At 69.2% G+C, this 21,776-nt stretch carries 15 protein-coding genes; 12 read left to right on the plus strand and 3 right to left on the minus strand.

The window, feature by feature from the left end:
* The 10 genes from VSO01S_RS16135 to VSO01S_RS16180 form a co-directional block, all read left to right on the plus strand.
* On the plus strand, positions 1-559 hold a 559-nt coding region (locus VSO01S_RS16135; RefSeq protein WP_161944449.1), incomplete at its 5' end, for a type II secretion system protein GspK.
* A 128-nt stretch (positions 560-687) separates the two neighbouring features.
* Positions 688-1,902: a type II secretion system protein GspL gene (gene gspL / locus VSO01S_RS16140; protein ID WP_068643835.1), complete on the plus strand. Its 1,215-nt coding sequence runs from the start codon at positions 688-690 to the stop codon at positions 1,900-1,902.
* Positions 1,899-2,453, plus strand: coding sequence for a type II secretion system protein M (locus tag VSO01S_RS16145; protein ID WP_068643836.1), 555 nt, complete (start codon positions 1,899-1,901; stop codon positions 2,451-2,453). The genes gspL and VSO01S_RS16145 overlap by 4 nt, the downstream gene beginning before the upstream one ends.
* Positions 2,454-2,464: 11 nt before the next feature.
* The gene (gene gspN, locus VSO01S_RS16150; RefSeq protein ID WP_068643837.1) at positions 2,465-3,274 is read left to right on the plus strand and encodes a type II secretion system protein N; all 810 of its coding nucleotides are present in this window, start codon (positions 2,465-2,467) and stop codon (positions 3,272-3,274) included.
* 2 nt (positions 3,275-3,276) lie between these two features.
* Complete coding sequence (gene gspD / locus VSO01S_RS16155) at positions 3,277-5,646, plus strand: type II secretion system secretin GspD (protein ID WP_068643838.1); 2,370 nt, start codon at positions 3,277-3,279, stop codon at positions 5,644-5,646.
* Positions 5,647-5,659: 13 nt separating this feature from the next.
* Positions 5,660-7,051, plus strand: coding sequence for a GspE/PulE family protein (locus VSO01S_RS16160; protein WP_068643839.1), 1,392 nt, complete (start codon positions 5,660-5,662; stop codon positions 7,049-7,051).
* A 10-nt stretch (positions 7,052-7,061) separates the two neighbouring features.
* Positions 7,062-8,285 carry a type II secretion system inner membrane protein GspF gene (gspF, locus tag VSO01S_RS16165; protein ID WP_068643840.1) on the plus strand — a complete coding sequence of 408 codons (1,224 nt, stop codon included), beginning with the start codon at positions 7,062-7,064 and terminating at the stop codon, positions 8,283-8,285.
* Positions 8,286-8,287: 2 nt separating this feature from the next.
* Positions 8,288-9,187 (plus strand): 5'-nucleotidase, encoded by a 900-nt coding sequence (locus VSO01S_RS16170; RefSeq protein WP_068643841.1) that lies wholly within the window; start codon positions 8,288-8,290, stop codon positions 9,185-9,187.
* 164 nt (positions 9,188-9,351) lie between these two features.
* The gene (locus VSO01S_RS16175) at positions 9,352-11,091 is read left to right on the plus strand and encodes an ABC transporter ATP-binding protein/permease (protein WP_153305283.1); all 1,740 of its coding nucleotides are present in this window, start codon (positions 9,352-9,354) and stop codon (positions 11,089-11,091) included.
* 332 nt (positions 11,092-11,423) lie between these two features.
* The gene (locus VSO01S_RS16180) at positions 11,424-13,253 is read left to right on the plus strand and encodes a pectate lyase (RefSeq protein WP_245684224.1); all 1,830 of its coding nucleotides are present in this window, start codon (positions 11,424-11,426) and stop codon (positions 13,251-13,253) included.
* Here VSO01S_RS16180 and queC read toward each other — a convergent pair whose 3' ends face one another.
* Genes queC through VSO01S_RS16195 form a run of 3 tightly spaced genes read right to left on the minus strand, consistent with a single transcriptional unit; the run spans position 13,254 to position 16,697 of the window.
* Positions 13,254-13,964 carry a 7-cyano-7-deazaguanine synthase QueC gene (queC, locus tag VSO01S_RS16185; RefSeq protein ID WP_068643843.1) on the minus strand — a complete coding sequence of 237 codons (711 nt, stop codon included), beginning with the start codon at positions 13,962-13,964 and terminating at the stop codon, positions 13,254-13,256. It lies immediately after the preceding gene.
* Between the two features lie 10 nt (positions 13,965-13,974).
* Positions 13,975-14,448 carry a cyanophycin metabolism-associated DUF1854 family protein gene (locus tag VSO01S_RS16190; RefSeq protein WP_068643844.1) on the minus strand — a complete coding sequence of 158 codons (474 nt, stop codon included), beginning with the start codon at positions 14,446-14,448 and terminating at the stop codon, positions 13,975-13,977.
* Positions 14,448-16,697 (minus strand): cyanophycin metabolism-associated ABC transporter, encoded by a 2,250-nt coding sequence (locus VSO01S_RS16195; RefSeq protein ID WP_068643845.1) that lies wholly within the window; start codon positions 16,695-16,697, stop codon positions 14,448-14,450. Before VSO01S_RS16195 ends, VSO01S_RS16190 begins: the two co-directional genes overlap by 1 nt.
* Positions 16,698-16,844: 147 nt before the next feature.
* Here VSO01S_RS16195 and VSO01S_RS16200 point away from each other — a divergent pair, with 147 nt between their 5' ends.
* Entirely contained in the window at positions 16,845-19,106 is a 2,262-nt protein-coding gene (locus tag VSO01S_RS16200) for a cyanophycin synthetase (protein WP_068643846.1), read from the plus strand.
* Between the two features lie 44 nt (positions 19,107-19,150).
* A complete protein-coding gene (gene cphA, locus VSO01S_RS16205) occupies positions 19,151-21,718 on the plus strand; it encodes a cyanophycin synthetase (RefSeq protein WP_068643847.1) in 2,568 nt (855 codons plus the stop codon).
* Positions 21,719-21,776: the final 58 nt, after the last annotated feature.

Here is a 21,776-nt window from a genome sequence, read left to right on the forward strand (position 1 = left end):
GGCGGCCGGGGGTGCCGCGGGGGCCGCAGGTGCCGCTGCAGCAGGTGCGAGCGGAAGCGGGAGCGGAACCGGCACCAGCGGAACCGGCGGCAGCGGCAGCACCGAAGGCAGCGAAAGCAGCAATACCCCGCTGATGCCGCAGCAGCTGTCGCAGCTGACATGGCTGGGCCTGTCGCCCGACACCGTGGCCGCGCTGGAGCCCTACGCCATCGTGCTGCCCGTGCCGACGCCGGTGAACATCAACACTGCCAGCGCCGAAGTGCTGGCGGCCAGCGTCCCGGGGCTCGACCTGGCCAGCGCCAAGCGGCTGGTGGTCCAGCGCACGGCGCGCTTCTTCGCCAGCCTGGCCGATGCGCGGCGGCTCATTCCGGAGAGCACGGCCCAGTTCAACGAAGTTCAACACAGCGTCGGCTCGAGTTATTTCGAAGTCATCGCCCGCCTGCGGCTGGACCGGATCTGGGTCCAGGAGCACTCGCTGCTCAAGCGGGACGGCGCACAAGTTTCCGTGGTGTGGCGCGAGCGTGGCGTCGGCACCACACCGCCTCCTAACAAACCCTGAGCCATGGCCTTTTGTTCATCCGCGACTGACATATTCAGGTCATTTGCCGACCGCCGGTTAGCTATCAATTCTGTAGCAATTGAGCAAGTCGCCACCTACAATGGCCGGCCTTTGGCCGACATCCTCCGATGCCCCTGCTGATCGTCTTTCCTCCGCCCAACCCTGCTGCCGCCGGCGCGGAGTTCGGCTGGGTGCGCGCCAGCGACGACGCAGCGTCCGTCGGTGGACACGGCAGTGCGCCCCTGGCGCTGCTGCCTGCGGGCAATGAAGTCACGCTGGTCGTGCCCGGCCATGCCCTGTCCTGGCACAGCCTGAGCTTGCCGCCCGGCAGCCTGGGCAGCAGCGGCCGCCTGCGCTCCGTGCTCGAAGGTCTTCTGGAAGAGCGGCTGCTCGACGAAACCGACGCCGTCCATTTCGCGCTGCAGCCAGGCGCCAAGCCGGGCGAGCCAGCCTGGGTGGCGGTGTGCAATCGCGCGGCATTGCGCGACGTGATCCAGGCGGTGGAGGCCACCGGCCGGCGCGTCAGCCGCATCGCGCCCGAATTCGCACCGCAGCCGGACCACGCGCCCGCGTTGCTCTTCATCACGGGCGAAGCGCAGGCGCCGCAGGTCACCGTGTGCGACGCCAACGGCGTGCTCAGCCTGCCCATGAACGCGGCCAACCTGGCCGCCTCGATCAACGCGCCCATCGACACCATGGTGGCCAGCGGCGAGCCGGCCGTGGCGCAGCAGGCCGAGGAATTGCTGGGCGTGCGCCTGCCGATCGTGCAGCGCGCCGAGCGCTGGCTGCAGGCCGCTCGCGGCCCGTGGGACCTGGCGCAGTTCGATTTGGCCAGCAGCCACCGGGTGCGCGCCGGCAAGAAGCTGGCATCGTGGTGGCAGCAATTGCGGCACGAGCCGCGATGGCGTGCCGCCCGCTGGGGCGCCGTGGTGCTGGTGCTCGCGCAGGTCATCGGGCTGAATGCCTGGGCCTGGAAGGAGCGCCGAGCGCTCGAAACCAAGCGCAACACGGTCCAGTCCATCCTGACCCAGACCTTCCCGTCGGTGAAGCTGGTGGTCGACGCACCGGCGCAGATGGCGCGCGAGGTCGCCGCGCTGCAGCAGTCCACGGGCGGCGTGGCCCGCCTCGACCTCGAGCCGATGCTGGCCGCGCTGGGCGGCGTGCTTCCCCCCGGCCGCATTCCCACCGCCATCGACTACAGCGCCGGCCAGTTGCGCCTGCGCGGACTACAGCTGTCGGCCGAAGAACTCTCGCGCGTCACGGGCCAGCTGGGCCCGCGCGGCTACCAGGCGCGTGGGGAAGGCGACCTGCTGCTGGTGCAGGCAGAGGGGGCCGCCCGATGAACGCCCTCAAACAACTCCAGGCCCGCTGGGCATCGCTCGAGGCGCGCGAGCGCCGGCTGGTGGCCATCTGCGCAGCACTGGTCGGCCTCGCCCTGGTCTGGTGGATCGTGCTGGCGCCCGCCCTCAAGACGCTGCGCCAGGCGCCTGCCGAACACGCCAGGCTGGACGCCCAGTTGCAGCAGATGACCACGCTGCAGGCCCAGGCCAAGGCATTGCAATCGCAACCGCGCGCCAACCGCGACGAAGCCGTCAAGGCATTGGAAGGCAGCGTGCGCGCCGGCCTCGGCCCTTCGTCGCAGATCCAGCAGCAAGGCGGGGGCGACGGTGTCAACGTCGTCATCCGCGGCGTGTCGGCCGAGGCGCTGGCCGCCTGGCTGGCACAGGCCCGCGGCAATGCCCGGGCGGTGCCGCGCGAAGTCCACCTCACGCGAAGCGGCAGTGGCGCAGCGCCGGCACCTGCTGCTCCGGCTGCACCCGCGCAAGCAGGCGGCAGCTCGGACAAGGCCAATTGGGACGGCACGCTCGTGATGAGCCTGCCCGCCGCACGCTGAAGGCCGCTGCCATGGCGACGCGCGCATCCACCTTCCGCACTGCCGCATCGCGCGGCCACGGCTGGCGCTGGGCGCTGGTGGGCGCGCTGGTCGGCGCGCTGGCAACGCTGACTCTTTTCGCGCCCGCGAGGTGGCTGGCCTCGGTGCTGCGCGAGCAATCCGCCGGCCGCGTGGTGCTGATCAATCCGCGCGGCACGGTCTGGAACGGTGCATCCGGCGTGGTGTTCGCCAGCGGCGCCGGTGGCGGCGACGCCATTTCGCTGCCCGGGTCGCTGGCCTGGAAGCTGCGCCCTTCGTGGGGCGGCCTCTCGGCAACGCTCGACCTGAGCTGCTGCACGGCCAAGCCCATCGGGCTGCGCGCCAACCCGGGCGTGAAGGGCTTGCAGCTTCGGCTGCTCGACGGCCAGTCGCGCTGGCCGGCGGCGCTGCTCGCGGGCTTCGGCGCGCCCTTCAACACCCTCAAGCCCGAAGGCGTGCTGGACCTGAACACGCAAGGGCTGGAGTTGCGGCTGGGCCGCCAGGACCTGGCGTTCCAGGGCCGCGCCACCCTCGACGCCACGGACATCTCGTCCAGCCTGTCGACGCTGCGGCCCATGGGCAGCTACCGCGCCGTGCTCGAAGGCGGCAACGCGCCCAGCCTGCTGCTCACCACACGCGAAGGCAGCAGCCTGCGCCTGTCGGGCAGCGGCCGCTGGACCGGCACGCGCCTGCGGTTTTCCGGCGAAGCCAGCGCTGCGCCGGGCCGCGAGGACGCGCTGTCGAATCTCTTGAACATCATCGGGCGGCGCGACGGCGCACGCACGATCATCAACCTGGGTTGACCATGAAGCCTTCATCCAAATCGCCGCACAGTTTTCGCACCGGAGCCATCGCACTGGCGGCGCAACTGGTGCTGGCGCTCGCCGCCGGCCTCGCGCCCGTGCCCACCCCTGCCCAGGACGCGAACGCCGCACCGAAGCCGGGCGAGCCCATCACGCTGAACTTCAGCAACGCCGAGATCGAATCGGTGGCCCGGACCATGGCCGTGATCACCGGAAAGGACGTGGTGGTCGACCCGCGGGTGAAAGGCAACATCAACCTCGTCACGGACCGCCCGGTGCCGCCGGCCGCCGCCTTCAACCAGTTTGCCGGCGCGCTGCGCCTGCAGGGCTTCGCCATCGTCGAATCCGAAGGGCTGTACAAGATCGTGCCCGAGGCCGACGCCAAGCTGCAGACCAACACGGTCACCACCTCCACCGGCGCAACTTCGCGCGTGGGCGGCAACCAGATCGTCACGCAGGTCTTCAAGCTCAACTACGAGTCGGCCAACACGCTGCTGCCGGTGCTGCGCCCGCTGATTCCGCCCAACAACACCATCAACGTGAACCCCGGCAACAACACGCTGGTGATCACCGATTACGCCGAGAACATGCGGCGCCTGGGCCGCATCATCGCCGCGCTGGACGTGCCCAATGCGTCCGACGTGGAAGTGATCCAGCTGCGCCACTCCATTGCCGCCGACCTGGTTCCGCTGGTGCAGCGGCTGGTGGACGGCAGCGGCTCCACCGGCACGCCGGGCGCCCCGGCAGGCGCCGCGCCGGGCCAGGCCGACGCCGCCTTCAGGACCACCCTTCTGCCGGACGTGCGCAGCAACTCGATCATCCTGCGCGCCGCCAACCCGGCCCGCGCGCAGCTGGTGCGAACACTGATCGAGAAGCTGGACAAGCCGGCCATCGACACGGGCAACGGCGCGGCAGGAAACATCTACGTGGTGTACCTGAAGAACTCCGACGCTGTGAAGCTGGCCGCCACCTTGCGCGCCGCCATCTCGGCTGACGGGCGCGGCAGCGGCGGCGCCGGCCTCACGGGCTCGTTTCCCGGCTCCTTCAACCCGCAGCAGCAAGGCACGGGCACCACCACGCCGACCAGCACCAGCGCCGGCAGTTCGAGCATGCAGGGCGCGTCGGGCATCAGCTCGCAGGCGACTTCGCCGCTGAACAACGCCAACCAGCCCTCCACCGGCGGCCAGGTCCAGGCCGACCCGTCGACCAACTCGCTGATCATCACCGCCTCGGAGCCGCAATACCGGCAGCTGCGCGCGGTGATCGACCGGCTGGACAGCAAGCGGGCGCAGGTGCTGGTCGAGGCGCTCATTGCCGAGGTCAGCGCCGACAAGGCGGCGCAGTTCGGCGTGCAGTGGCAGGGCCTGCTGGGCGGCAAGGAAGGCCAGTTCATCGGAACGAACTCCAATGTGCTGGGCACCGCCTCCAACATCCTGGGCCTGCGCCTGAACGGAGCCAACCCGTCCGGCAGCCTGCCCCAGGGCCTGAATGCCGCCAGCACCGTCACCATCGCCGGCCAGACCGTGCTGGGCTTCCTGGCCAACTTCCTGCAGACCAACGACGACGCCAACGTGCTGTCCACGCCGAACCTGCTGACGCTGGACAACGAGGAAGCCAAGATCATCATCGGCCAGAACGTGCCCTTCCCCACCGGCCAGTACACCAACACCGGCAGCGCCACCAACACGGTCAACCCCTTCACCACGGTGGAGCGCAAGGACGTGGGCCTGACGCTGCGCGTGCGGCCCACCATCAACGAGGACAACACGGTCAAGCTGCAGATCTTCCAGGAGGTCTCGACCATCCAGCCCGGCACGCTGACCAACCAGTACGGCCCCACCACCAACAAGCGATCGATCGAATCGAACGTGGTGGTGGACGACGGCAGCGTGATCGTGCTGGGCGGCCTGCTGCAGGACGAATACGGCAACCAGACCGACAAGATCCCGTTGGCCGGCGACATTCCCGTGGTGGGCGCCCTGTTCCGCAACGAGACGCGCACGCGCAAGAAGACCAACCTGATGGTGTTCCTGCGCCCGGTGGTGGTGCGCGACACCAGCACCGGCGATGTGCTGACCTACGACCGCTACGAGGCGATCCGCTCGATCCAGTCGCGCAACCAGCCGAGCGAGAACATCTTCCTGAACAACGTGAAGGATGCGCCGATGCTGCCGGCGATTCCGCCGACGCCGCCCACGCTGGCGCCGGTGCCGCCCTCGGCCGCCGAGAAGTCGAAGTCCGGCGGGGGCATCCAGGGCACGCGGCTGATTCCGCCGCCCATCGCGCCGCTGGACACGCCGCCGGCCTCCAGTCCGCTCAAGGGCTCGCTGCCGCCCACCGCCGACCCGTCTTCCGGACGCGAGCTGCCCTGAGGACAATCGGCCCATGCGCTACCCGCTGCCCTACGCCTTCGCCCGCAGCCAGCAACTGCTGCTCGAACAGGCCGACGACGACTCGCTCACCCTGTGGATGCCGCAGTCGCCGGCCAAGAGCGGCCTGGGCGAAGTGCTTCGCAAATACAAGGTGAATGCCTTCGAACCGCTGCCGGCGGGCGAACTGGCGCAGCGCATCAGCGCCGCCTATGCCCAGGGCGAATCGAATGCCGCCGCGGTGGTGAGCGAGGTGCAGAGCGACGCCGACCTCTCCCGCATGATGCAGGAGCTGCCGGCCGTCGAAGACCTGCTCGAATCGGCCGGCGACGCGCCCATCATCCGCATGCTCAACGCGCTGCTCACGCAGGCGGCGCGCGACGGCGCGAGCGACATCCACATCGAGCCCTACGAGCGCACTTCCAGCGTGCGCTTTCGCATTGACGGCACGCTGCGCGAGGTGGTGCAGCCCAACCGTGCGCTGCACGCCGCGCTCATCTCGCGCCTGAAGATCATGGCCGACCTGGACATCGCCGAAAAGCGCCTGCCGCAGGACGGGCGCATCTCGCTGCGCATCGGCACGCGCGCGGTGGACGTGCGCGTGTCCACCCTGCCCAGCGCGCATGGCGAGCGCGCCGTGCTGCGCCTCCTGGACAAGAACGAGAGCCGCCTCACGCTCGAAGCCGTGGGCATGAAGGGCGACACGCTGGCGCGCTTCGAAAGACTCATCGAGCAGCCGCACGGCATCATCCTGGTCACCGGTCCCACCGGCTCGGGCAAGAGCACCACGCTGTATGCCGCGCTGCAGCGCATGGACGCCAGCCGCAACAACATCATGACGGTGGAAGACCCGGTCGAGTACGAGCTCGCCGGCGTCGGCCAGACGCAGGTCAACGCCAAGATCGACCTCACCTTCGCCAAGGCGCTGCGCGCCATCCTGCGCCAGGACCCGGACGTGATCATGATCGGCGAGATCCGCGACTTCGAGACCGCGCAGATCGCCATCCAGGCCTCGCTCACCGGCCACCTGGTGCTGGCCACGCTGCACACCAACGATTCGGTGAGCGCCGTCACGCGCCTGACCGACATGGGCGTGGAGCCTTTCCTGCTGAGCTCGTCGCTGCTGGGCGTGCTGGCGCAGCGGCTGGTGCGCAAGCTGTGCCCCGTGTGCCACGGCGCCGGCTGCGAGGCCTGCGGCACCACCGGCTACCAGGGCCGCACCGGCATCTTCGAGATGCTGGTGTGCGACGAGACCGTGCAATCGCTCATCCATTCGCGCGCCCCGGAAAGCCAGCTGCTCGCGGCCGGCCAGAAGAACGGCCTGCGTTCCATGCGCGAGGACGGCGAGCGGTTGGTGGAACAGGGCATCACTTCCCAAGCAGAGCTTCTTCGCGTGACGCGCGATTGACCCAAAGCCGATGCCAGCGTATTCCTTCGAAGCCATCGATGCACAGGGCCAGCCGCGCAAGGGCGTGCTGGAGGCCGACACCGCGCGCGCGGCGCGCGGGCTGCTGCGCGCGCAGTCGCTCATTCCGCTGAACATCTCGCCGGTGGCGGGCGAGCACAAGGCCGGTGGGGGGGGACTGCAGCGCCTCTTTGGCGGACGCGTGTTCAGCAACACCGGCCTGGCGGTCTGGACGCGCCAGCTCTCCGGACTCATGAGCGCCGGCCTGCCGATCGAGCGCGCGCTCACCGCGCTGATGGAAGAGTCCGACAACGAAAAGCAGCGCAACCTGGTGGCGTCGCTGCGCGCCGAGGTCAACGCCGGCTCACCTTTTGCCCGCGCACTGTCGAGCCATCCGCGCGACTTCTCCCCCATCTACACCGCCGTGGTGGGCGCCGGCGAGCAAAGCGGCAGCCTGGCCCTGGTGCTCGAGCGGCTGGCCGACGACCTGGAGCAGCGCCAGGCGCTGTCGCAGAAGCTGGTCGGTGCCGCGCTGTATCCGGCCATCGTCACGCTGGTGGCCATCGCCATCGTGATCTTCCTGGTGAGCTACGTGGTGCCGCAGGTGGCCAACGTGTTCGCCGGCACCAAGCGCGCCCTGCCCTTTCTCACCGTGGCCATGCTGGCGCTGTCCGACATGGTGCGCAACTACGGCTGGCTGATGCTGGGCGTGCTGGTGGCCGGCGGCATCGCGGCGCGCGTGGCGCTGGCCCAGCCCGCCATCGCCGAAAGATTCGACGCCTTCTGGCTGCGCCTGCCCCTGGTCGGCCGACTGGCGCGCGGCTACAACGCGGCGCGCTTTGCCAGCACCCTGGCCATGCTCGCCACCGCCGGCGTGCCGATCCTGCGGGCGCTGCAGGCGGCGTCGGAGACGCTGAGCAACCGCGCGATGCAGGCCGATGCGCAGGACGCGCTGGTGCTGGTGCGCGAAGGCGCCCCGCTGGCCTCGGCCCTGGCGCAGAAGAAGCGCTTCCCGCCGCTGGTCTCGATGTTCGCCCGCCTGGGCGAGCAGACCGGCCAGCTGCCCACCATGCTGCAGCGCGCCGCCAACCAGCTCAGCGCCGAGGTGCAGCGCCGCGCCATGCAGCTGGCCACCATCCTGGAGCCGCTGCTCATCGTCGCGATGGGCGGCGTGGTGATGATGATCGTGCTGGCGGTGCTGCTGCCGATCATCCAGCTCAACCAGTTCGTGAAGTAGCCATGCCCGTCACGCTCGACGACAAGCTGGTGGTGGCGATCTCGTCGAGGGCGCTGTTCAACCTCGAGGAAGAAAACCGCCTGTTCGATGCCGGCGACCCCGAGGCCTACATGCGGCTGCAGCTGGAGCGGGTCGACGTACCAGCCGCGCCGGGCATCGCCTCGTCGATGATCCGCAAGCTGCTGCGTTTCAACGATGACGGCGTGCAGCGGGTGGAAGTGGTCATCCTCTCGCGCAACGACCCGGTGTCCGGCATGCGCATCTTCAATTCCGGCGCCGCGGCCGAGCTGCGTGTGCAGCGGGGGGTGTTCACCCAGGGCCGGCCGCCCTTTCGCTACCTGCGGCCGCTCAATGCCGACATCTTCCTGTCGGCCAATGCGCAGGACGTGCGCGAGGCCCTCGCGGCCGGCTTTCCCGCCGCGCACGTCCGGGTCGACGGCGCGCTGGCCGGCAGCCAGCACCCGGACGAAGTGCGCATCGCCTTCGACGGCGATGCCGTGCTGTTCTCCGACGAGGCCGAGCAGGTGTTCCAGCGCGAAGGCCTGGACGCTTTCCAGGCGCACGAGAGCAGCAAGGCCGCGGTGCCGCTGGGCGCCGGGCCGTTCAAGCCTTTCCTGGTGGCGCTGCACCGTCTGCAGCAGGCGGCCAGCACCGGCATGCGCATTCGCACGGCGCTGGTCACGGCGCGCGGCGCACCGGCGCACCGCCGGGCCATCCAGACCCTGATGAACTGGAACATCCGCGTGGACGAAGCCATGTTCCTCGGCGGGCTGCCCAAGGGCGAGTTCCTGCGCGAGTTCGAGCCCGACTTCTTCTTCGACGACCAGACCGGCCATGTGGATTCGGCCGCGCGCCATGTGCCGGCCGGGCATGTGGCCAGCGGCATCAGCAACCCACGCTAGGCACACGACCGCGGCGCGCTTCAGCGCGAGTTAAGGGCCAGGCCGGCCCGGACGCTAGGATGGCGCATTGCACCCACGCGGCGTCCTCCAGCCGACCGAAGAACATGGCCACTGACACGCAGCCCTCATCGTCTCCGTCCCCCCGCACATCCATCTGGACCACCATGCGCCGCATCGGCGCGCTCGCGGCGCCCTACTTCAGCCGCAGCGAGGAGCGCTGGACGGCGCGCGGCCTGCTGCTGGCCATCGTCGCGCTCAACCTGGGCGTGGTCTACATGCTGGTGCTCAACAACCAGTGGTATGCGCGCTTCTACGACGCGCTGCAGAACAAGGACCAGGCCGTGTTCTGGCGCGAGATGATCTACTTCTGCAAGATCGCCGCGATCTACATCGTCATCGCCATCTTCAAGTTCTACCTGACGCAGCTGCTGCAGCTGCGCTGGCGCGCCTGGATGACGCGCGACTACCTGGGCCGCTGGATGGCCAACAACACCTTCTACCGCCTGGAACTGGCGCGCTATGCGAAGCAGCTCGATGCGCCGCCGGACAACCCCGACCAGCGCATCCAGGAGGACATGCAGATGTTCACCGACTACACCATGACGCTGTCGATGGGCCTGCTCAATGCGGTGGTCACGCTGGTGAGCTTCGTGGGCATCCTGTGGGGCCTGTCGGGCACCTTCAGCTTCACGCTGGGCGGCCATGAATTCAGCGTGGCCGGTTCCATGGTCTGGCTGGCGGTGCTGTACTGCGTGGCCGGCACGGTCATCACGCACTACATCGGCCGTCCGCTGATCGGGCTGAATTTCAGGCAGCAGCGCTTCGAGGCCGACTTCCGCCACCACCTGGTGCGGGTGCGCGAATACAGCGAAGCCATCGCGCTGGACCGCGGCGCGCCCGTGGAGCACGGCCAACTGCAGAACCGCTTCGGCGCAGTGCTGGGCAACTACCTCAGGCTCATCAAGCAGCAGAAGAACCTGGTGGCTTTCACTTCGCTGTTCGGCCAGGCCTCGGTGGTGTTCGCCTTCATCGTGCAGGCACCGCGCTTCTTTGCCGGCACCATCCAGCTGGGGCAGCTGATGCAGGTGAACTCGGCCTTCGGCCGCGTGCAGGACGCGCTCTCGTGGTTCGTCGACAACTACGACCGCGTGGCCGTGTGGCGCGCCACCGCAGACCGCCTGACCAGCTTCGAGGCCGCCATGCGGGCGCATGCGAGCGACCTGGGCGAAGTGGCGCGCACCGAGCCGGCCGCTGCTGCCCCGGCGCTGCGCGCCGATGGCCTGTCCATCGCCCTGCCCGATGGCACCGCGCTGCTGGCCGACACCTCGCTGGCGGTGCAGCCGGGCGACACGGTGCTGCTGCAGGGCCCCTCGGGCAGCGGCAAGTCCACCCTGTTCCGCACGCTGGCCGGCATCTGGCCCTTTGCGCGCGGCAAGGCCCAGGTGCCGAAGGACGCCATGTTCATTCCCCAGCGCCCCTATGTGCCCGACGGCCGCCTGCGCGATGCGCTGGCCTATCCCGAGCCGGCCAGCGCCTACACCGACGAGGCGCTTCGCCAGGCGCTGAAGGACGCCCTGCTGCCCCAGCTGGAAAGCCGGCTGGACGACAGCGACGCCTGGAGCCAGAAGCTCTCCGGCGGCGAGCAGCAGCGCCTGGCCATTGCGCGGGTGCTGCTCAAGAAGCCCTCCTGGCTCTTCGCCGACGAGGCCACCAGTGCGCTGGATTCCGAGGCCGAACGCACGCTCTACCAGCGCCTGGTCGCCCAGGTGCAGCAGGCCGGCGGCGCCATGGTGTCGATCGCGCACCGCGCCGCGGTGGGCGAGCACCACGGCAAGCGCTGGAACCTGGTGCACGAGCCGGACGCGGCGGCAGCGCGCTTCCGCCTCGTCGCCGCGGAAAGCTGACGCCTGTCCCCTGCCGCCGGCTCGCCCGCGCAGCGAGCCGCGCCACCATGCGGCTCTATTTGTTTCCAAGTTATACGACAACGTATGACTAAAGATTCAATTTGAAAGCTGAGTGAAGGCGACGCGTGGGGCCAGCACAGCGGCTCTCCTGCCGGCCACAGCCAGCTGGACTGACTATCTCCATTCGTGTCTGTCGCGCGCGCGGGATTTAAATCGACTCCGCCTGCCGGTGCCACTAGGGTTCGCCCGGCCCAACCCTTTGATCCCTAGTTGTACGATGACTGATAACAATCGCGCGCCTTCCCATTCCACAACACAACCGGAGACCTCCCATGTCCATGCAACGACGTGCATTCCTGTCCGCGGGCCTGAGCCCCCTCGCACTGGCCGCCTGCGGCGGTGGCGGCAGCGATGGCAGCACGGCCACCGCCTCGTCGGCCAAGACCTCGGCCGACGCCCTGTCCGGCAAACCCGATCCCAAGCGCGAAGCCCTCAACGCCATGAAGCGCGCCGTGAGCTACCTCGACGAGGTGGTGTCGTACCGCGGCGGCTACGTCTGGTCGTACTCGCCGGACCTGAGCCAGACCTTCGGCGAGATGGAAGCCAAGCGCACCATGTGCTGGATCCAGCCGCCGGGCACGCCGTCGATGGGCCACATCTTTCTGGACGCCTACCACGCCACCGGCCACGAGCGCTTCTACCAGGCGGCCAAGCGCACCGCCCTGGCGGTGGCCGAGGCGCAGCATCCGTCGGGCGGCTGGAACTACATCTACGACTTCGCGGGCGAAGAGTCGCTCAAGCACTGGTACCAGACCATCGGCAAGAACGGCTGGCGGCTGGAGGAGTTCCAGAACTACTACGGCAACGCCACCTTCGACGACGCCGGCACCGCCGTCGCCTCGCAGCTCATGCTGCGCATGTACCTCGAGGAGCGCGACCGCCGCTTCGAGGCGCCGCTGCTCAAGGCCATCGACTTCATCCGCAACGCGCAGTTCGGTCCCGAACTGGGCATTGCCAACGGCGGCTGGCCGCAGCGCTTTCCGCACTACGCCGGCTCCAAGGCCTCGATGCCGCTGCCCAACCCCGGCCAGCTGCCGCCGGGCGCGCGCGCCGGCATGGAAGACGGCGACTACACGCTGCACGTGACCTTCAACGACGACGTGATGGGCGAGAACATCAAGTTCCTCACCATGTGCGTGATGGCCCTGGGCCGCACCGACCTGCTGGAGAACATCTCGCGCGCCATGGAATGCATGCGCGCGCTGCAGAACACCGGACCGCAGGCCGGCTGGAGCCTGCAGCACCTGTCGCGCGCCACCAATGGCCGCCCGGCCGGCGCCCCCGCCGGTGCGCGCAGCTATGAGCCGCGCTCGCTGGCCACCCACACCACGCAGACCAACATCCAGCAGCTGTTCAACTACTTCACGCTGACCGGCGACCGCAAGTTCCTGGCGCGCATTCCCGAAGCCATCGCCTGGCTCAAGACGGTGCCGCTGCCGGCCGACGCAGCCCAGCGCAATCCGCTGCTGGGCGGCGGGCGCACGCACCCCACCTTCGTCGAGCTCGACACCAACGAGCCGCTGTACGTGCACCGCTACGGCTCCAACATCAACAACGGCGCCTACTTCTTCGACAAGGACATCACCAACACCATCAGCCACTACTCGGCCGGCCGCGCAGTCAACATCGCCAACCTGGAGAACCGCTATGCCCAGCTGGCCGGCATGAGCGACGCCGCGGTGGCGGAGATGGTCTCGCGCTCGCCGCTGAAGGTGACGCAGCCCACGGCGCTGCCCAAGTACTTCGGCATCCGCGAGGTGGATTTCGCGGACCTGTTCGCGGGCGCCAAGATGGTCACGCCGACGGTGCCGCAAAGCGAGGTGGACCAGCTCATCGCCGACCTGGGCGACAAGGGCTACTGGACCTCGCCGGTGCCCGAGGTGGTCAACCCCTACCGCGGCGACGGCCCGAGCGCGCCCTACACGGGCACGGCCTACCGCAGCAAGCACGTGGGCGATATCTACGACACCTCGCCCTATCCGGCCGACAACCCGCCGGAGATCGAGCCGTATGTGAAGCGCGAGAAGCCGCAGTTCATCGTCACCTCCGACGTGATCCGCCGGCTGGGGCGCATGGTCGCCTACTACGCGCCGGTCGCGTGATCAGCCGACGGATGCGCGGCTGGCGGCATAGCGCTCCCAGCCTCGCGCCCGCAGTTCGCATGCGGGGCAGTGGCCGCAGCCATGGCCCCAGGCGTGCAACTGGCCACGCTCGCCTTCGTAGCAGGTGTGGGTGGCTTCGACGACGAGGCGCACCAGCGCCTGGCCGCCCAGGCGCTCGGCCAGGGCCCAGGTCTGGGCCTTGTCCAGCCACATGAGCGGCGTGTCGACCACCAGGCGCCGGTCCATGCCCAACGACAGCGCGAGCTGCATCGCCTTCATGGTGTCGTCGCGGCAATCGGGGTAGCCGGAATAGTCCGTCTCGCACACGCCGGTGACGATCACCTCCAGCCCGCGCCGGTACGCCAGCGCACCGGCCAGCGTCAGGAACAGCAGGTTGCGACCCGGCACGAAGGTGTTGGGCAGGCCGTTGGCCTGCATGGCAAAGGCGATGTCCTGGGTGAGCGACGATTCGCTCACCTGCGCCAGCACGTCGAGCTTGAGCAGGTGGTCTTCGCCCAGCCTGGCGTCCCAGTGAGGGAACTCGCGGCGCAGGCGCTCCAGCACCTGCAGGCGCACGTCCAGTTCGATGCTGTGGCGCTGGCCGTAGTCGAAGCCGAGCGTCTCGACGCGCTCGAAGCGCACGAGCGCATCGGCCAGGCAGGTGGTGGAATCCTGACCGCCGGAAAAGAGGACGAGTGCGGACTTGTGCATGGCAGCCTCCTCAGAGAAAGCGTTCGAGCAGCTTGCGGGAATGCCGGTCCAGCGCCGCCGGATCGGGCACGCGGAACTGGACGCCCGCGGCGCTGGCGATGAGCAGCGCCCCGTCTTCCAGCCGGCGGATGTCTTCCTCGGCCTTGAGCACGAAGCTGGTGTCGCCGCGGTCGGTGCTCACGCTCCAGGTGCTCGGCACGCCGAAGCTGGACACCTTGTGCAGGGCGCGCAGCGTGGGCGCGAAGTCGCGCACGGCGAGCACCTCGCCCAGCAGCCGCCGCGAGGCCTCGGGCACGGCGGACAGCTCGTCGATCCACACGCGCTCGCGTCCGTCGCTGCCCACCAGCGAGATGCCGTGGTCGGGCGCGGTGAGCGGAAAGGCGCGCACCGGCACCACGGGCTCGGGCGTGCCGTCACCGGCGATATGCAGCAGGCGGCCCAGGCCGTCGCGCTCGAGTGTCAGGTCTTGCATGGCGCTCTTCATCAGGCGTCTCCTGCGGGATGCGCCGCATGGGTTGGCGAAGGCGCGGCGGCAGGCGTCTCGCCGTCGTCGTCCACCTGCCGTGCCTGGGCCTGGTACAGGCGCCAGTAGGCGCCCTGCTTTTCCATCAGTTCGTCGTGCGGGCCGACCTCGACGATCTCGCCGCGGTCCATCACCACCAGGCGGTCGGCCTTGCGCAGCGTGGACAGGCGGTGGGCAATGGCAATGGTCGTGCGGCCCTGCACCAGGTTGTCCAGCGCCTTCTGGATTTCCTTCTCGGTCTCGGTATCGACCGCCGAGGTGGCTTCGTCGAGGATGAGGATGCGCGGGTCGATCAGCAGCGCCCGCGCGATGCTGATGCGCTGGCGCTCGCCGCCCGACAGGCCCTGGCCGCGCTCGCCCACCAGCGAGTCGTAGCCCTGCGGCAGGCGCAGGATGAAGTCGTGCGCATGCGCCGCGCGCGCGGCCGCCACGATTTCCTCGCGCGTGGCATCGGGCTTGCCGTAGGCGATGTTCTGCGCGATGGTGCCGAAGAAGAGAAAGGGCTCCTGCAGCACCAGGCCCACGTGGCGGCGGTAGTCGGCCACGGCAAAGCGGCGGATGTCGGTGCCGTCCACCTTGATGGCGCCGTCGGTCACGTCGTAGAAGCGGCAGATCAGGTTGACCAGCGTGCTCTTGCCCGAGCCGCTGTGGCCCACCAGGCCGATCATCTCGCCGGGCTGGATCGTCAGGTCGAGGTCGCGGATGACGGCGCGGCTGCCGTAGCGAAAGCCCAGGTCGTTCAACTCGATGCGCCCCTGCACGGACTGCAGCTTGACCGGGTTGACCGGCTCCGGCACGTTGCTCACATGGTCCAGGATGTCGAAGATGCGCTTGGCGCCGGCCGCCGCCTTCTGCGTGACCGAGACGATGCGGCTCATCGAATCGAGCCGCGTGTAGAAGCGCCCGATGTACGCGATGAATGCGGTCAGCACACCCACCGTGATGCTGCCCCGCGCCACCTGCCAGATGCCGAAGCCCCACACCACCAGCAGGCCGATCTCGGTGAGCAGCGACACGCTGGGCGTGAACAGCGACCAGGTCTTGTTGAGCCGGTCGTTGACCTTCAGGTTGTAGGCATTGGCCGTGCGAAAACGCTCGGCCTCGCGCTTTTCCTGGGCAAAGGCCTTCACCACCCGAATGCCGGGAATCGTGTCGGCCAGCACATTGGTCACCTCGCCCCACACGCGGTCGATCTTCTCGAAGCCGGTGCGCAGGCGGTCGCGCACGACGTGGATCATCCAGGCGATGAAGGGCAGCGGCACCAGCGTGACCACCGCCAGCAGAGGGTTGATGGAAATGAGGATGGCCGCCGTCATCACGATCATCAGCACGTCGGTGGCGAAATCGAGCGCATGCAACGAGAGGAAAACGTTGATGCGATCGGTCTCGGAGCCGATGCGCGCCATCAGGTCGCCGGTGCGCTTGCCGCCGAAGTAATCCAGCGGCAGCGTGAGCAGGTGCTCGTAGGTGGTGGTGCGCAGGTCGGCACCGATGCGCTCGGACACCAGCGCCAGCAGGTAGGTGCGCGCCCAGCCCAGGCCCCAGCCCAGCAGCGCGGCGCCCAGCAGGCCAGCCAGGTACATGACCACCAGCATCGGATCGATCGCCTTGCCGTTCTGGAACGGAATCAGGATGTCGTCCATCAGCGGAATGGTCAGGTAGGGCGGCACCAGCGTGGCGGCGGTGGACAGCAGCGTGAGCACGAAGCCGGTGATGAGCTGCTTGCGGTACGGCCGGGCAAAGCGGCCCAGGCGGAGCAGGCCCCAGGTGGAGGGCGGTGTCTGCAGTTCGGTGTCGGCATCCGGCTCGGCGGGCGTCTCGTCTTCCGGAACGGCGGCGCGGCTTTCGCGCTGCTCGAAGAGCTTGAGCAGCCGCAGCGCCGCCGCCTGGCCGGCCAGCGTGTAGTACCAACGGCCCAGCAGCTGGCGGCCGTCGACCAGGTCCAGCGTGCCGACGCCCGCGTGATCGGTGAGCTGCAGCGCCAGATCCGGCGTAGCGAGCGACCACTCACGAGCATTGCCGGTCTCGTCCGACGCCAGCAGGCGCCGGTCGGTCAGCATGATCTGGCCGGCACCGAAGTGCAGGTTGGCGTCAAGGTCAACCACCAAGGTTGCCAGAACGTTTTCCCCGGGAACGAGCCGGTTTTTCAGTACCTGCGCGGTCTTGCCAATGTCGCCCTCCGGGGCAGCCCGTGAATCTTGAAGTTGCATGTTTTGTGAGTTGGCCGACCGTGAGCACATGCTCGGAGCCCTGTGTCAGGTCTCCCGCGGGCGCCGATTTTGACCGATACCCAAGGGCGTTTTCTTCTCGGGTCCGCCGCCCATGACAGCGACCCGCAACGCCATACGAACGTTTCCATGACCCGTTTCGACGACATCCAACTGCTTCGCGTCAACTATTTGCGCGGTCCCAACATCTGGACCTACCGTCCGGTGCTCGAAGTCTGGCTCGATCTGGGCGCGCTGGAAGACTTCCCCTCCAACAAGATCGACGGCTTCACCGACCGCCTGACGGGCCTGCTGCCGGCGCTCATCGAGCACCACTGCGGCGTGGGCGAGCGCGGCGGCTTCATCCAGCGCCTGCAGGAAGGCACCTGGGCCGGCCACGTGCTGGAGCATGTCGTCATCGAGCTGCTCAACCTGGCGGGCATGCCCACCGGCTTCGGCCAGACGCGCAGCACCTCCAAGCACGGCGTTTACCGCATGGTGTTCCGCGCCCGCGACGAGCAGGTGGCGCGCGAAGCCCTGGCCCAAGGCCACAAGCTGCTGATGGCCGCCATCAACAACACCCCCTTCGGCGCGGCCGACGTGCAGGCCGCGGTGAGCGCGGTGAAGGCCAAGCTGGACGACTGCTACCTGGGCCCGAGCACCGCCAGCATCGTGGGCGCCGCCACCGACCGCGGCATTCCGCACCTGCGCCTGAACTCGGGCAACCTGGTGCAGCTGGGCTACGGCGCCACGCAGCAGCGCATCTGGACCGCCGAGACCGATTACACCAGCGCCATTGGCGAATCCATCGCCAGCGACAAGGAGCTGACCAAGTCGCTGCTGCAAAGCTGCGGCGTGCCGGTGCCCGAAGGCCAGGTGGTCGAAAGCGCGGAAGAAGCCTGGGAAGCCGCCGAGGACATCGGCCTGCCTGTGGCCGTCAAGCCGTCCGACGCCAACCACGGCCGCGGCGTGTCGCTGGAGCTGAACACCCGCGAGGAAGTCATCGCCGCCTTCGCAGTGGCCGAGCCCGAGGGCAGCGACGTGATGGTCGAGCGCTTCGTGCGCGGCTCCGAGCACCGCCTGCTGGTGGTGGGCGGCCAGGTGGTGGCCGCTGCGCGCGGCGAGATCATCACCGTGACCGGCGACGGCCAGCAGACCGTGGCCGAGCTCATCGACAGCCAGCTCAACAGCGACCCGCGCCGCGGCGCGGAAGAGGAATACCCGCTGGACGTGATCGTGCTGGAAACCGACGCCAAGCTGCAGCTCGAGCTGCAGCGCCAGAAGCTGGACGGCGCCTCGGTGCCGGCGGCCGGCCGCGTGGTCACCATCCAGCGCAACGGCAACCTGGGCGTGGACTGCACCGATCAGGTCCACCCCGAAGTGGCCCATGCCGCCGTGCTGGCCGCCCGCGTGGTGGGCCTGGACATTGCCGGCATCGACCTGGTGGCGCAGGACATCTCCAAGCCGCTGCAAGCGCAGGGCGGCGCCATCGTCGAGGTCAACGCCGGCCCCGGCCTGCTGATGCACCTGAAGCCCGCCATCGGCTCGCCCCGCCCGGTGGGCCGCGCCATCTGCGACCACCTCTTCCCCGACGGCGGCGAAGACAGCGCCCCCGGCCGCATTCCGGTGGTGGGCGTGGCCGGCTCGCAAGATACCGCGGTGCTGGCGCGCCTGGTGGCCTGGCTGGTCGGCCTGAGCGGCCAGCACACGGGCCTGGCCTGCCGCGACGGGCTGTTCCTGGAGCGCCGCCGCGTCGACGCACGCGACAGCGCCAACTGGGCGGCGGGCCACCGCCTGCTGGTCAACCGCTCGGTGCAGGCGGTGGTCATCGAGAACGGCGCCCGCACCATCCTGGCCGACGGCCTGCCCTACGACCGCTGCCAGGTGGGCATCGTCACCGACCTCGACGGCTACGAGGACCTGGCCGCCTTCGACATCGTCGAAAGCGACCAGATGGTGAAGGTGCTGCGCACGCAGGTGGACGTGGTGCTGCCCGAAGGCACCGCCGTGCTCAACGCCGCCGATGAGCGCGTGGCGGGCCTGGCACCGCTGTGCGACGGCGACGTCATCCTCTACAGCGCCAATCCACAGGCCCCGGCCCTGGCCGAACACCAGGCCAAGGGCGGCAAGGCGGTGCTGGTGCGGCAAGACCGCATCGTGCTGGCCAACGGCCCGAGCGAATCCTTCCTGCCCGGCCTGGGCCGCCTGACCGCCTGGCGCGCCACCCACGCCGGCGTGAGCCTGGAAAGCCTGCTGGCCGCGGTGGCGGCCGCGTGGGCGCTGGGCATTCCGCTCAACCTCATCGGCGCCGGCGTCGAAGCCTTCGAGGCCGACCTGCAGGCGGCGCTGGCCTCGCTGCAGCTGTCGCAGAGCGTGCCCTTCGTCGATTCGCAATTGCAGCAGCTGGCCTGAGCCCCCGGCCAGACGCCTTCGGACAAGACAACGACAAGACCCCCATGGAAGTCACCCGCATCCGCGCCCTTCGCGGCCCCAACCTCTGGAGCCGCCACACGGCCATCGAAGCCATCGTGAAATGCGAGGGCGCCGAGAACGTCATCGGCGACCTGCCCGGTTTCGAGCAGCGCCTGCGCGCGCTGTTTCCCACCATCGGCGAGCTGCACCCGGTGGTGCTCGGCCAGCCGCTGGCGCTGGCGCATGTGCTCGAAAACGCCGCACTGTCGCTGCAGGCGCATGCCGGCTGCTCGGTCAACTTCGGCCACACCACCCACACCACCGATGAAGGCGTCTACCAGGTGGTGGTGCAGTACGGCGAAGAGGCCGTGGGCCGGCTGGCCATGAAGCTGGCGCAGCAGCTCATCGAGGCCGCCCTGGCCGACCAGCCCTTCGATGCCAGCGCCGCCATCGCGCAGCTGCGCGAGCTGGACGAGGACGAGCGCCTGGGCCCGAGCACCGGCTCCATCGTCGACGCGGCCGTGGCGCGCGGCATTCCGTACCGCCGCCTCACGCGCGGCAGCCTGGTGCAGTTCGGCTGGGGTTCCAAGCAGCGGCGCATCCAGGCCGCCGAGGTGGATGCGACCTCCGGCGTGGCCGAATCCATCGCGCAGGACAAGGAACTGACCAAGCAGCTGCTCAATGCCGCCGGCGTGCCGGTGCCGCTGGGCCGTCCGGTCACCGACGTCGAGGACGCCTGGGCCGCTGCGCAGGACATCGGCCTGCCGGTGGTGGTCAAGCCGCAGGACGGCAACCAGGGCAAGGGCGTCACTGTCAACATCGGCACGCGCGAGCAGCTGCTGGCCGCCTACGACGCGGCGGCCGAGTACGGCGAGGTCATGGTCGAGAAGTTCCTGCCCGGCTTCGACTTCCGCCTGCTGGTGGTGGGCGACCGGCTGGTGGCCGCCGCGCGGCGCGATCCGCCGCAGGTGATCGGCGACGGCACGAGCACCGTGCGCCAGCTGGTCGACACCGTCAACCAGGATCCGCGCCGCGGCGAAGGCCATGCCACCTCGCTCACCAAGATCCGCCTGGACGACATCGCCATCGGCCGCCTGGAGGCGCAGGGCCTCACGCCGGACAGCGTGCCCGAGCTGGGCCAGCGCGTGGTGCTGCGCAACAACGCCAACCTCTCCACCGGCGGCACCGCCACCGACGTGACCGACACGGTGCACCCCGAGATCGCCGCGCGCGCCGTCGACGCCGCGCAGATGGTGGGCCTGCACATCTGCGGCGTGGACATGGTCTGCGAGAACGTGCTGGTGCCGCTCGAAGAGCAAAGCGGCGGCGTGGTCGAAGTGAACGCCGCGCCCGGCCTGCGCATGCACATCTCGCCCTCCTTCGGGCGCGGCCGCGCCGTGGGCGAGGCGGTCATGGACACCCTCTTCGCGCCCGGCGACGACGGCCGCATTCCGGTGGTGGCCGTCACCGGCACCAACGGCAAGACCACCACCGCACGCCTCATCAACCACCTGCTGGCATCCAGCGGGCTGCGCACGGGCATGACCAACACCGACGGCGTGTACGTGGACGGCCGCCAGACCGACAGCGGCGACTGCAGCGGCCCCAAGAGCGCGCGCAACGTGCTGCTGCATCCCGAGGTGGACGCGGCCGTGTTCGAAGTCGCGCGCGGCGGCATCCTGCGCGAGGGCCTGGGCTTCGACCGCTGCCAGGTGGCGGTGGTCACCAACCTCGGCCAGGGCGACCACCTGGGCCTGAACTACATCACCTCGGTGGAAGAGCTGGCGGTGCTCAAGCGCGTGATCGTGCGCAACGTGGCACCTGGCGGCTGGGCCGTGCTCAACGCGGCCGACCCCAACGTGGCGGCCATGGCTGCGGGCTGCCCCGGCCACGTCATCTTCTTCTCGGCGGACCGCAGCCACCCGGTCATGGCCACGCACCGCGCGCAGGGCAAGCGGACGGTGTTCGTCGACCAGGACGCGGTGGTGGCCTCGGAAGGCTCGTGGCGCGAGCGCGTGCCGCTGCGCGATGTGCCCATCACCCGGGGCGGCACCATCGGCTTCCAGGTCGACAACGTGATGGCGGCGGTGGCCGCGGCCTGGGGCGTGGGCCTGGACTGGGACACCATCCGCAGCGGCCTGGCCAGCTTCAAGAGCGACACGCACGGCGTGCCGGGGCGCTTCAACGTCATGGATTACAGGGGCGCCACGGTGATCGCCGACTACGGCCACAACACCGACGCCATGCGCGCACTCGTGTCGGCCGTGGACACCATGCCGGCCAAGCGCCGCTCGGTGGTGATCAGCGGCGCGGGCGACCGGCGCGACGAAGACATCCGCGACCAGACCGCCATCCTGGGCAAGGCCTTCGACGACGTCATCCTGTATCAGGATGCAGCGCAGCGCGGCCGCGCCGACGGCGAAGTGATGGCCCTGCTGCGCCAGGGGCTGCAAGGCGCCACCCGCACCAGCCACATCGACGAGATCCGCGGCGAATTCATCGCCATCGACAAGGCCCTGGCGCGCCTGCAGCCGGGCGATCTGTCGCTGATCCTGGTGGACCAGGTGGAAGAGGCGCTGGCGCACTTGCAAAAGCGGATCGCGGAAGCTTGAGCGCCGGGCATGACTCTGTGCATTAAACTGTACAGATTCATGCTATCCCACTGAACAG

Origin of the sequence: Variovorax soli NBRC 106424 (genome assembly GCF_001591385.1) — a bacterium.
GTDB lineage: Bacteria > Pseudomonadota > Gammaproteobacteria > Burkholderiales > Burkholderiaceae_C > Variovorax > Variovorax soli.